The organism is Sandarakinorhabdus limnophila DSM 17366 (assembly GCF_945882885.1).
GTDB lineage: Bacteria > Pseudomonadota > Alphaproteobacteria > Sphingomonadales > Sphingomonadaceae > Sandarakinorhabdus > Sandarakinorhabdus limnophila_A.
This window is the reverse complement of sequence record NZ_CAMCWT010000066.1, coordinates 1-11071: the sequence shown is the minus strand read 5'-3', so window position 1 is coordinate 11071 and position 11071 is coordinate 1. Positions and strand designations below refer to the sequence as shown.

The 11071-nt window shown below is 64.3% G+C and carries 13 protein-coding genes; 7 read left to right on the top strand and 6 right to left on the bottom strand.

All coding sequences use genetic code 11. The features are described 5' to 3' along the window. Window positions 1-317: 317 nt before the first annotated feature. The 3 genes from Q7O19_RS11840 to Q7O19_RS11830 form a co-directional block, all read right to left on the bottom strand. Window positions 318-1043 carry a hypothetical protein gene (locus Q7O19_RS11840; RefSeq protein ID WP_303810719.1) on the bottom strand — a complete coding sequence of 242 codons (726 nt, stop codon included), beginning with the start codon at window positions 1041-1043 and terminating at the stop codon, window positions 318-320. 234 nt (window positions 1044-1277) lie between these two features. Next, window positions 1278-1739: a GNAT family N-acetyltransferase gene (locus Q7O19_RS11835; protein WP_303810718.1), complete on the bottom strand. Its 462-nt coding sequence runs from the start codon at window positions 1737-1739 to the stop codon at window positions 1278-1280. After that, window positions 1736-2335, bottom strand: a complete 600-nt coding sequence (locus Q7O19_RS11830) for an HNH endonuclease (RefSeq protein ID WP_303810717.1) — start codon at window positions 2333-2335, stop codon at window positions 1736-1738. Before Q7O19_RS11830 ends, Q7O19_RS11835 begins: the two co-directional genes overlap by 4 nt. Before the next feature lie 144 nt (window positions 2336-2479). Between Q7O19_RS11830 and gluQRS the strand changes: the two genes are divergently transcribed. The 6 genes from gluQRS (at window position 2480) to Q7O19_RS11800 (ending at window position 6857) form a co-directional block, all read left to right on the top strand. Further along, window positions 2480-3355 carry a tRNA glutamyl-Q(34) synthetase GluQRS gene (gene gluQRS / locus Q7O19_RS11825; protein ID WP_303810716.1) on the top strand — a complete coding sequence of 292 codons (876 nt, stop codon included), beginning with the start codon at window positions 2480-2482 and terminating at the stop codon, window positions 3353-3355. Window positions 3356-3439: 84 nt separating this feature from the next. Beyond that, entirely contained in the window at window positions 3440-4249 is an 810-nt protein-coding gene (locus Q7O19_RS11820; protein WP_303810715.1) for a PEPxxWA-CTERM sorting domain-containing protein, read from the top strand. Window positions 4250-4332: 83 nt separating this feature from the next. Beyond that, on the top strand, window positions 4333-4533 hold the full coding sequence (locus tag Q7O19_RS11815; RefSeq protein ID WP_303810714.1) for a twin transmembrane helix small protein: 201 nt from the start codon (window positions 4333-4335) through the stop codon (window positions 4531-4533). Window positions 4534-4540: 7 nt separating this feature from the next. Beyond that, complete coding sequence (locus Q7O19_RS11810; RefSeq protein WP_273463735.1) at window positions 4541-5086, top strand: cob(I)yrinic acid a,c-diamide adenosyltransferase; 546 nt, start codon at window positions 4541-4543, stop codon at window positions 5084-5086. Between the two features lie 92 nt (window positions 5087-5178). Beyond that, window positions 5179-5928, top strand: coding sequence for an electron transfer flavoprotein subunit beta/FixA family protein (locus tag Q7O19_RS11805; RefSeq protein ID WP_303810713.1), 750 nt, complete (start codon window positions 5179-5181; stop codon window positions 5926-5928). Next, the gene (locus Q7O19_RS11800) at window positions 5925-6857 is read left to right on the top strand and encodes an electron transfer flavoprotein subunit alpha/FixB family protein (RefSeq protein ID WP_303810712.1); all 933 of its coding nucleotides are present in this window, start codon (window positions 5925-5927) and stop codon (window positions 6855-6857) included. Before Q7O19_RS11805 ends, Q7O19_RS11800 begins: the two co-directional genes overlap by 4 nt. 59 nt (window positions 6858-6916) lie before the next feature. Here Q7O19_RS11800 and Q7O19_RS11795 read toward each other — a convergent pair whose 3' ends face one another. The 3 genes from Q7O19_RS11795 to Q7O19_RS11785 all read right to left on the bottom strand — a co-directional run bounded on the left by Q7O19_RS11795 (window position 6917) and on the right by Q7O19_RS11785 (window position 8671). Then, window positions 6917-7666: a hypothetical protein gene (locus tag Q7O19_RS11795; protein ID WP_303810720.1), complete on the bottom strand. Its 750-nt coding sequence runs from the start codon at window positions 7664-7666 to the stop codon at window positions 6917-6919. Between the two features lie 66 nt (window positions 7667-7732). Further along, complete coding sequence (locus tag Q7O19_RS13515) at window positions 7733-7873, bottom strand: Stealth CR1 domain-containing protein (protein WP_369692471.1); 141 nt, start codon at window positions 7871-7873, stop codon at window positions 7733-7735. A gap of 171 nt (window positions 7874-8044) precedes the next feature. Further along, entirely contained in the window at window positions 8045-8671 is a 627-nt protein-coding gene (locus Q7O19_RS11785; protein ID WP_303810710.1) for a YceI family protein, read from the bottom strand. A gap of 112 nt (window positions 8672-8783) precedes the next feature. Between Q7O19_RS11785 and Q7O19_RS11780 the strand changes: the two genes are divergently transcribed. Then, window positions 8784-11071: penicillin acylase family protein (locus tag Q7O19_RS11780; protein WP_303810709.1), on the top strand; the 2288-nt coding region annotated here is incomplete at its 3' end.

Here is an 11071-nt window from a genome sequence, read left to right as displayed (position 1 = left end):
CTCATGCTGGGAAACAAATCGCTCGTTCTTGCATCCTTAGGCCGCTCCGATGAAGCCGAGGAACACGAAAGCGAAGCAATCGAGTTTCAATCGCTTTTGAATTGACGCTTGTTCGGGGTGACGTGCACCCCTGAATTGGCGCCATTTTTGAGTAGAGTCCGTTTCTCGAGGAGACGGACGAATGAAGCGGAGCAGGTTTTCGGACAAGCAGACCGTCGCGATCGTGAAGGAGAAGGAGGCAGGCATGACGACTGTCGAGCGGCCGCGGTTCAGCTAGCGGCGCTTGGGTTGTCTACTGGCACGCCAGGGCCACCGCGTCAGTGCACCTGCCGCTCTATGATGAACGTGTCAGTCTCAAGCCTGAGGGCCGCAAACCAAAGCGGTAACTTGGTGAAAATTCGTTGGCGGTTGAGGCCTTCCCCAACAGTGCTTTCGTGGAGCAGCCCCAGCCAAACCAGCGACCTCAGGCAATGCACATAAAAAGCCGACCTGAGGTTTACATGCCGCATTTCCTGATTGGCCCTTCTGGTGCCGAACAAGGTCTTATATAGGTGATCGTCAGTGCAACCCGAATGGGTCTCCACGTTAATGACGCCAAGGAAGACGTCCCAATTGCCGACGAAGGGAACATCGTACCTTGCATATGGGGTAACGTTGAAACCTCCGAAAATCCGTTCCGCTAGAACAGCCCATAGCGCACCGGGGTGGGATCGAAGCTGCTTGCCCAGTTTCGTTATGTGCACCGCACCTTTTTTGCGGCGCACCAGTTTCAGGCTGTTCAGTAGGTCATGGAGCATAAACAGCGGCATAAAGTCCCCCTCATTCAGGACCTTGTTTAGATGGTAAAGCTCCTCAGCGGTGTAGTTAGGCCAAGCAAAAGCTTCGGCGGCCCACTCAACGAAATAGCGCTTCAACGCATTGGAAGGGGTAAGCCCTATCGGGCCGTTGGTTTCGATAAACTCAAGCGTTAGCAATGCCCCCTTGAGAAGGGGCGAGTGCTCGAACGCAGGCTCGGCATCGTCCACGGGCAGAAGCTCAATCATGCCCTTTCTTGCCCCATTCAGGGCCACACACCAATAGTGCGCCCCCGGGGCTGACGCCACGCTCGAGCAGGCAATATCGAGACAGGCACGGAATGAACGATGCCGACATTAGAAATTTAATGGCACCCCAGGGAAACCAAGAGTTCCGATGTGAGAGAACTTCGGATTGGGGTCCTGCGTCCTCCGCCACTAAGCAACAGCCTATCCGCCTGATCCGGCCGGTTCGGGTGCCGATCAGGCCGGGGGCTGCAGTTGCCAGCGCCAGGCGTCGCCGATCTCGTGATCCTGCACGATTCCGGTGAAGCCAAAGCCCAGGCGGCGCAGAATATGGGTGGAGGCGTTTTCTTCAGGCAAGGTCTTGGCCCAGATCGCCAGGGCAGGATCGGCAGCGCGGGCAAGGGCCACCAACGCAGCGGCCGTGCGCCCTGCATGGCCACGTCCCTCAAGATCAGACCGGGTGAAATAGGCGATCTCCACGCCGTCTGCCCCGGGTGGGCCAACGAAGGCGCCGCCGCCCACCATCTCGTCGCCCACAAAGGCCAGATAGGAAATCCACGGCGGGTGGTGGCTCTGTTCCGCATAGAGCTGGCGCGTGGCGTCGAGCAGGGCGATCTTTTCGTCGGGCCATGGGCCATCGCGGCCATCACAACGGCCATCGGCGGTGATGGGCAAGAGCCGCAGCACCGCTGCCGTCACGCCAGCAGTTCCACGTCCCAATACAGATAATCGCGCCAGGTCTCGTGGCAATAATGCGGCGGGAAGGCACGGCCGTGGGCTTGCAGATCGTGGGTGGTAGGCTGGCCGGGACGTGACAGCAGTTGCATGTGCGCTTCGGCCGGGGTGCGGCCTCCCTTTTTCAGGTTGCACGGCGCGCATGCGGTGGTGACATTTTCCCACGTCGTGCGGCCACCGTAGGCCCGCGGGACGACATGATCAAAGGTGAGTTCGCGGCCCGGCACGTTGCAATATTGGCAGGTGAAACGGTCGCGCAGGAACAGGTTAAAGCGCGTGAAGGCCGAGTGGCTGGCTGGGCGCACATATTGCCTGAGCGCGATCACCGAGGGCAGCTTCATGCGCAGGGATGGCGATCGGATCTCGCGGTCATATTCGGCGATGATGTCCACCCGTTCCAGAAAGGCGGCCTTGATCGCCGTCTGCCACGGCCACAGCGACAGCGGATAATAGGACAAGGGGGTGTAGTCGGCGTTGAGCACCAGCGCCGGGCAGGCTTCGGGCGAAATCAGGCTGCGTTCGGTGACGAACTTCTGTTCCAGCAACTCAGCCGTCAACATTGGGCCCTCCCCATACATCGGAGTGGCAACGCTCGACACGGGCCCAGTCGCACAAGAGTTGCCGCACAGGGGCCGCATCTCCAGGGCCGCCAGCGCGGCCGTTCCGTGATGCGCAGTCTTTACAACACATTGTATGTCAGGCCAATGACAACACCGGATTTCGTTGTGGATAATGTGGATAAGTCGCCGATCACCACCCGCTTTGCGCCGTCGCCCACAGGTTTGCTGCACCGGGGACACGCCTTGTCGGCGCTGCTTGCGTGGCAGCTCGCGCGACAGTCTGGCGGTCGCTTCATCCTGCGCATCGAGGATATCGACACCACACGCTGCCGCCCGGAATTTGAAGCGGCGATCATGGCAGACCTCACATGGCTGGGACTGGACTGGGATGAGCCGGTGTGGCGGCAAAGCGAGCGCGGGGCGGTGTACCGCGCGGCACTGGATCGGCTGGTGGCCATGGGCGTTGCCTACCCCTGTTTCTGCACGCGGGCCGATATTGCGGCGGCGGCGAGCGCGCCCCATGGCAGCGATGGCCCGCTCTACCCCGGCACCTGCCGCCACCTCGAGCCCGAACAACGCGCGCGGCGGCTGGCCAGCGAAGCCGCGGCCTGGCGGCTGGACGTGGCCGCCGCGCTGGCCATCACCGGGCCTTTGCAATGGCATGATGTATGGGCCGGGCCGCAACGGGCTGATCCGGCGGCGCAAGGTGATTTCGTGGTTGCGCGGCGCGATATCGGCACGGCGTACACACTGGCGGTGGTGGTGGATGATGCGGCACAGGGCGTGACCGATGTGGTGCGCGGCGTGGACCTGTTCGAAGCGACCCATGGCCAGCGCCTGCTGCAGGCCCTGCTCGGCTTGTCCGTGCCGCATTATCACCACTACCCGCTGGTGCTGGGCAGCGATGGCCGGCGCCTGGCGAAGCGCGACGCAGGCGAGACGCTGGCGGCGCTGCGGGCGAACGGTGCCGATCCGGCTGCGCTGCGCACCGCGCTGCTTGCGCAATCACCGACGTGTTAACAAAACCTCTGTTGACCAGATTTTACAGAATATTTACCCTATGAGCAGGGGAACGGAGTTTCCCCATCACAGGGGGAGTTTCGCATGCGTACAGGGTTTGTGTGTGCCGCGCTGGTGGCGGCCATCGGCGTTTGTGTTCCCGCCACGGCGGCGCAGCAGTTGATCACCTTCACTGGCTTGGCCGGTGTCTCACCATCCGGCACGCCGATTGCGGCCTTGCAGCAATTTGCCGGCGCCACGGTGGTTGGGGCGTTCCTGGTCGATACGGCTGCGGCCAGCCAGCAATTGACCGGGCCGGTGGGCGGCCAGGGCGAGAGCGCGTTGCTCACCGGGGCCGTGCTGGGCGGCCAGATCGATCTGGCCGGGACCAATGGCCCAGTCACGCTGCTGCGAACCGGCAATGATTTCGGCAACATCTTCACGGTCAACAATGGCGGCGTGGGCGGCAACCCCAACAACCGCCTCGATCAGATGGGCTATACCACCGGCGCGCGGCTGGTCTCGGGCAGCCTGCTGAAGCCCTATGAGATTGCGGGCAATTTGCCGCCCGATCTGTTTATCGGTTCGCTGTTCTTTGGGCGCACCCTTCAGGGCCCGCTCGCCAATCTGCCCGCAATGATCACCGATGTGACGACGCGGGATTTCGCTGGTGTGCTCACCGGGCCGCTGGGCACGCCCTTGTTCCTGAACATCGTTTTCCGGCAGGGCAATCCGCTGATCAACGGCACTTTGGCCGGCCTGCCGCTACAGGCGGTGGGCGTGGGCAATCTGCAGCTCAACGTCATCAACATCGGCGGCGCTGTGCCGGAGCCCTCAAGTTGGGCCATGCTGATAATCGGTTTCGGCCTGGTGGGCGCGACCCTGCGCCGGCGGCGGGGGATGGCTGCGGCCTAAGTTTTCAGGAGGCTGAGGTGGCGGCACGGCCTTGCTGACGCACCCCCCTGTTCAGCCTGCCAAAGGCTGTTAGACCTTTCCCTATGCAATCGACTCTCGTCTTCTTCATGATCGCCTCGGCAGTGGCAACGCTGGCGGTGCTGGCGCGCGGTATCATCATCATGGCGCGCGGCCAGGATGTGACGGGCGCGCAATCGAACCGCATGATGAGCCTGCGCGTGGCGCTGCAGGCGCTCGCGATCTTCTTCATCGTCATCCTGTTCCTGATCAACCGTCCGGGCTGATTGGCCGATGGTTCGCCTGAACCGCATCTACACCCGCACCGGCGATGATGGCTCCACCGGCCTGGTCGATGGCAGTCGCGTCTCCAAGGCCAGCCACCGCCCGGTGGTGATGGGCAGCGTGGATGAAGCCAATGCCGCCATCGGCCTTGCCCGGCTTTCGGCCAGCGCCGCCACCGATGCGATCCTGTCGCGCATCCAGAATGATCTGTTCGATCTGGGCGCCGATGTGGCAACTCCCGATGGTGTCGAAGGGGCCCTGCGCATCGTACCGGTGCAAGTGGACTGGCTGGAAACGCAGATCGACGCCGCCAATGACACCCTCGAGCCTTTGAAGAGCTTCATCCTGCCCGCTGGCACGGCGAGCGCCACCCATCTCCACCTCGCCCGCACCATTGCGCGCCGCGCCGAGCGTGACGCAGTGGCCGCCGGCGACGAGATTTCCGCCCCGGCCCGTCACTATCTTAACCGGCTTTCCGATCTGCTGTTCGTGCTGGCGCGGGTGGAAAATGCGGCGACCGGCGATGTACTCTGGGTCCCCGGTGCAAATCGCTAGGGCCAGGTTGACGTTAACGTAAACTTGGGCCTTGACCCTGCCCTTCGCATGGGTCAATTGCGGGGCTCAAATATGCTTGGGAAAGGCCAGCCATGAAGGTGCTAGTCCCCGTCAAACGGGTGGTGGATTACAACGTCAAGGTGCGCGTGAAGTCGGATAACACCGGCGTCGAACTCGCCAACATCAAGATGAGCATGAACCCCTTCGACGAAATCGCCGTCGAAGAGGCGATCCGCCTAAAGGAAAAGGGCATCGCCACCGAGGTGGTGGTCGTTTCCATTGGCGTGCAGCAGTGCACCGAAACGCTGCGCACCGCGCTGGCCATGGGCGCCGATCGCGGCATCCTGGTGCAGACCGACGTGACCACCGAATCGCTGGCCGTCGCCAAGGTGCTGGCCGGCATCGTCGCTGAAGAAGCGCCGGGCCTGGTCATCCTGGGCAAGCAGGCCATTGATGACGACGCCAACCAGACCGGCCAGATGCTCGCCGGGCTCCTGGGTTGGGCGCAGGGCACATTTGCCTCCAAGCTCGATCCGCAGGGTGAGACGGTCAACGTCACTCGCGAAATCGATGGCGGCCTCGAAACCGTGGCGCTGAAGATGCCGGCGATCGTGACGACCGATCTGCGTCTGAACGAACCGCGCTATGCCTCGCTGCCGAACATCATGAAGGCCAAGAGCAAGCCGATCGCCAACAAGACCCCGGCCGATTACAGCGTGGACATGACGCCGCGCCTGACCACCCTGAAAGTCACCGAGCCGGCCAAGCGCCAGGCCGGCATCAAGGTGAAATCGGTCGATGAACTGGTCGCGAAGCTGAAGGAAATGGGAGCCGTCGCATGAGCACGCTGGTCCTTGCCGAACACGACAACGCCGATCTGAAGGACGCCACGCTGGCGACCATCACGGCAGCCACCCAATTGGGCGGCGATGTGCATGTGCTGGTGGCCGGTTCCGGCTGCGGCGCAGTGGCCGAAGCCGCCGCGAAAGTGGCCGGCGTCGCCAAGGTGCTGGTCGCCGACGATGCCGCCTATGGCGCCGCCCTGCCGGAAAATCTCGCCCCGCTGATCGTTGGCCTGATGGCTGGTTATGATGCCTTCGTTGCGCCTGCCACCAGCCGCGGCAAGAACGTCGCCCCGCGCGTCGCCGCGGCGCTGGACGTGGCGCAGATCAGCGAGATCCTGTCGGTGGAAGGCCCGGATACCTTCACCCGCCCGATCTACGCCGGCAACGCCATTGCCACCGTGAAGTCGAGCGACGCCAAGAAGGTGATCACCGTGCGCGGCACCGCCTTCGCCAAGGCCGCGACCAGCGGCGGCAGCGCCAGCGTTGAAGCCGTCAGCGGCGCCGGCAGCGCCGGCACGTCGAGCTTCGTCGGCGCCGAACTCACCAAGTCGGCCCGCCCCGAACTCACCGCCGCCAAGATCATCGTGTCCGGCGGCCGTGCGCTGGGCTCCTCTGACAAGTTCCACGAGTATATCGATCCGCTCGCCGACAAGCTCGGCGCCGCCGTCGGCGCCAGCCGCGCCGCCGTCGATGCCGGTTATGCCCCCAACGACTATCAGGTCGGCCAGACCGGCAAGATCGTCGCCCCGGAACTCTATGTCGCCGTCGGCATCTCCGGTGCGATTCAGCACCTGGCGGGCATGAAGGATTCCAAGATCATCGTCGCCATCAACAAGGACGAAGAAGCCCCGATCTTCCAGGTGGCCGACGTCGGCCTGGTCGGCGACCTGTTCACGCTGGTGCCGGAACTGACCGGCAAGCTGTAATCAGCGATTGCTGCGAAACAGGAGGGCCGTCGCTCGGTGGAGCGGCGGCCTTCTTGCTGTCAGGCCGCGATCGCGCGTTCGATCCAGGCGCGGGTGTCGGGGATGGCGGCTTCGACCTGGGGCAGATCGTTGACGCAGAGGAACTTGAACTGCGGTTGGCACGCGCGGGCGAGGTAGGCGCGCACTTGCGGCAGGGGGTAATCCAGCACGGCGCCGGTGCGCAGGTGGAGATGGTCCTCGCCGGTGTGCAGGATGGCGGCGCCGGCGGCGATGCAGGCGTGGTTGTGCAGGCCTTGGGGCAGGAATTGCGAGACGCAGCGGAAGCGGTGGCCAAGGTTGGCAACGAAGGCCGCGCGGTGCTGATCATAGAGGCCCTCCAGCACGGAACGGCGGAGTAGGTGGACTACGTGTGCCGCGCGGAACAGATGGTCTGCGCCGAAGCCGGCGAGTGACGCGGCGTTGATCTGGGTGAGCGCGTTGAGCAGCGCCGGATCATCTCGGCTGGCCCTATCGGCGGCGATGGCGCTCTGGTTCACCCACGCGCCGCGCAGCACCGGCGCGCCGTCCTGAAACACATCGCCGGGCGCCAGCGGCCCGGTGAGGAACACATCATCGTTGAAATAGACGAAGCGCTCAGCCAGCCCGGGAATGCGCCACAACAGCGTCTCGATGGCCAGCGAGTTGAAGGTGGGCAGCGCGGCTTCATGGCCGCCAAACAGGGTCAGGTGATCGACAATCCGCACCCGCGCCACCAGATCGGCCGGCAGGCGCGACAGATCGGGGGTTTGCGCATCGGTGATGATCCAGATCCGCCCGATCCACGGCGCATGATTGGCAATCGAGCGCAGGCAATAGCCCAGTTCGTCATTGCAGGCCTAACGGTGCGGGTTGACGCCGTTGGCATGGCGGGGCGCGTGCGGCTGGTGGGGCAGGCGTTTGGCGGTGTGGGCAGGATCGTCACCGTCGACCCAGGTGATGACCGCGTCGATGCGCGCGCCGTCGCCGAAATTCTGCATTGGTCCCGTCCAGGCGAGCGTTTGGTCCGCCACGATAGAACAGGACGCGTGAGGCCATGGGGCGGTGACGCCGCCGTGTCAACACTCAGGGCAAAAGGTTCCATGGCCGCGAAAATAAATCGCGCACCGCCGTTGGCCACGCATTCGGGCTGACGTTGCCTGCTTCTGGGCCTATTTCTGGAAGGCGGCGGCGATCTCCAATTTCACCTCGTCGCCCACGAACGGCACGCCGAAGCCGAGGTCGAATTCGCTGCGCCGGATCGTGCCAGTGGCGCGGAAGCCGATGTTTTCCTTGCCGCCCATGTTGGGTGGGGTGCGGCCGGCGCCATAGAAGCTGACATCCAGCGTCACCGGCTTGGTTACGCCGTTGAAGGTGAAATCGCCGGTCAGCTTTGCGGTCTGGCCGCTGGTGACCAGTTTGGTGGAGACGAAGCGGGCGTCAGCCGGCGCGGGGCCGAAAAAGTCGGGTTTCCCGCCCTCCTTGCCGGGGCGAAGCAGATGCTGGGTCAGGCCGGTGCTGGCGGTGGTCACCTTGACGACGGGAATGGTCACGTCCAGCTTGGTTGCCTCGGGCTGCTTCGGATCAAAGGTCAGACTGCCGGTGACGCTGCCGAACATGCCGGTGTAGGGCGTGAAGCCGAGGTGATCGAGCGTCCACACCACCAGCGTGTGATCCGGATCGGCGGTGTAGGTGCCGCCGCTGATGGCGGCTGCGTTGCGGCTGCCCGGCGCTTGCGCGGTGGCGGTTTGGGCGATGGCGGCGACGGCCAGTGCCATCACGATCGGGAACGTCCGCATCTTCACTCTCCAACTGTTTGATGCTGTCCGCCATACAGGCCGGCCCCGGCGCCCGCCAGTGCCCCTTCTGTCTCACTGCCCCATCTGTCCTGCGCCGCCAAAGCCTGCCATCATGGCAATGTTTGGCGTGCAGGCGCAGGGCGATGGCAGCGGGGACGGCATGGGATCGGGCAAATCTGTCGGGGTGATGGGCTTGTTGTGGGCCTTGGCACTGCCCGGTGCGGTGCAAGCCCAGGCGGCGGAGAAGGTCAGCATCCACCGCGATGCCATGGGCGTGCCGCACGTGTTTGCCGATACGTCGGCGGCGGTGATGTTCGGCGCCGGCTATGCACTGGCGCAGGACCGGCTGGCAGCGATGGAGTTGCAGCGGCGGGGGGCAGCCGGCCGGCGGGCGGAGATATTGGGCGCATCGGCGTTGGCGGGCGACAAAACAGCGCGTGATCGGCGGCTGCCCGATGCCGAATTGATGCGCCTGTATCACGCCATTCCGGCCGAGCATCAGGCGATGATGCAAGCCTATGTGGACGGCATCAATCGCGCCGTGGCCGAGGTGCTGGCCGATCCGGGCCACAAGACGCCGCTGGAATTCATCCGCTGGGGCATCAGGCCGACGCCGTGGACGTTGCTTGATTATCTTCGCTATGTCGCCTCGGTACCCAGCGGCCGCGATGCCCATGAGATCGCGAACCTGGCGTTTCTGAACGCGATGATCAAACGTCATGGCGAGGCCGAAGGTCGGCGCATCTTCAATGATGTGGTGCCGGTTTCCGATCCGAATTCGCCGACCGTCATCGCCGCTGGTGAAGACCGGGCGCCGGCTCGGCCCGTGCCGCTGGATCGCCCGGTGTCGTTGCGGGCGGGCGGCGTTGACCTGAGCTCATCACCGGCACCGCCGCCGTCGGCTGAACCGCCAACGGGCGCCAGCCGCTGCCTGGTGATCGGCCCGCAGAAATCCGCCAGTGGCCGCGTGCTGATGCTGGAGGCGACCGCCGATGGCCCGGAAATCCATCTGCGCGGCGGCGGCTTTGATCAGGCCGGTTTCAGCTTCAACGCCTATGGCCCGCCGTTCATGGGCCGTGGCGTGCAGCATGGCTGGCTGCTCACATCGGGCGTGGCGCAGGCCAATTCGGTGTTTGCCGAAAAGCTGAATCCACGGAACCGCCATCAATATTGGTTCAAGGGCGGCTGGCGCGACATGGAGCGGCGCACGGAGACCATCCTGGTGAAAGGCGCGGCCCCGGTGACGCACATGGTGGCGCGCACCGTGCATGGCCCGGTGATCCAGTGGGACAGCGCCAACCACGTGGCCTTCTCCCACAGTTTTGCCATGCGCGGCCGCGAGATCGACAACTGGGTGGGCATTGTCGAGATGGGCCGCGCCCGTAGCATCGACGAGTTCGAAGCCAAGGGCGTCAACCGCATGGGTTGGAACCTGGGCATCTGTTACGGCGGCGCGGATGGCCAGATCGCCTTTTGGGAAGCCGGCAATCTGCCCAAATTGCCCGCCGGGGTTGATCCGCGCCTGCCGATTCCGGGCACCGGCGATCATGAACTGGCGGGCTTTCTGACGCCGGCCGAACAGCCGCATGTGCGCAATCCGAAGCAGGACTATCTCCACGCCTGGAACAGCAAGGCGACGAGCTGGAGCTCGGAAGGCACCGAGGCCCGCATCGGCGCGGCGTTCCGCACGTGGGCGGGCAACAGCCTTGCGGCATCCGGACGGGCGATCACCCTGCTCGACATGCGGGCGTTTAACGCGGCGATCTTCAGTGCCCTGGGGGCCAGCGACCGCACGCAAGTGCAGCCGGCGTTCTTTGCGCCGTATTTTCAGGCAGCGATGGAAAGCAGCAGCGATCCCGAGGTGCGCGAAGCGGGCGCGCTGATGCTGTCGTTCAACGGGTATTACGAGGATCGCGACGCCGATCAGCGCTATGACAGTGCCGGGCTGACGCTGTTTCGCCAGTGGCTGACGGTGGCGCCGGCGATGGTCTTTGGCGACAGTATTGGCGACTGGTGGAGCCGTGTCGATGAAGACCGCTACCTGCGCTATCAGACCAGCCTTTTGCTGCGCGCCTTGCAGGGCGACAAAGCCGGCGCGCCGTTGGCGTTCGACTGGTTCCACGGCCGGGATCGCACCCGGCTGCTGGCGGACACGATCAAGGCGACGGTGAACCAACTGCGGCCGGCATTTCCGGGCAAGGCCATGGCCGATTGGAAGCGGCCGATCTTCTGGAAATATTATGATCCGGCAGCTCAGCGCCCCGATCGGCCTGTATTGCCAGACGATCCGGATCCGCCACGATTGTCAGCCGTGTTGAAACTGGGGCCGGTGATGGCGCCGCACAATGGCGGCGAAGGCTGGGTGGGGTTGATGGAGATCGATTCTGCGCATCCGGCGAT

What these genes read in the sequence shown, in the direction of transcription:
- Q7O19_RS11840 (WP_303810719.1), bottom strand. Translation starts at nt 1,043, where the DNA reads ATGATTGAGCTTCTGCCCGTGGACGATGCCGAGCCTGCGTTCGAGCAC.
- Q7O19_RS11830 (WP_303810717.1), bottom strand. Translation starts at nt 2,335, where the DNA reads ATGTTGACGGCTGAGTTGCTGGAACAGAAGTTCGTCACCGAACGCAGC.
- gluQRS (WP_303810716.1), top strand. Translation starts at nt 2,480, where the DNA reads ATGACAACACCGGATTTCGTTGTGGATAATGTGGATAAGTCGCCGATC.
- Q7O19_RS11820 (WP_303810715.1), top strand. Translation starts at nt 3,440, where the DNA reads ATGCGTACAGGGTTTGTGTGTGCCGCGCTGGTGGCGGCCATCGGCGTT.
- Q7O19_RS11815 (WP_303810714.1), top strand. Translation starts at nt 4,333, where the DNA reads ATGCAATCGACTCTCGTCTTCTTCATGATCGCCTCGGCAGTGGCAACG.
- Q7O19_RS11810 (WP_273463735.1), top strand. Translation starts at nt 4,541, where the DNA reads ATGGTTCGCCTGAACCGCATCTACACCCGCACCGGCGATGATGGCTCC.
- Q7O19_RS11805 (WP_303810713.1), top strand. Translation starts at nt 5,179, where the DNA reads ATGAAGGTGCTAGTCCCCGTCAAACGGGTGGTGGATTACAACGTCAAG.
- Q7O19_RS11800 (WP_303810712.1), top strand. Translation starts at nt 5,925, where the DNA reads ATGAGCACGCTGGTCCTTGCCGAACACGACAACGCCGATCTGAAGGAC.
- Q7O19_RS13515 (WP_369692471.1), bottom strand. Translation starts at nt 7,873, where the DNA reads ATGCAGAATTTCGGCGACGGCGCGCGCATCGACGCGGTCATCACCTGG.
- Q7O19_RS11785 (WP_303810710.1), bottom strand. Translation starts at nt 8,671, where the DNA reads ATGCGGACGTTCCCGATCGTGATGGCACTGGCCGTCGCCGCCATCGCC.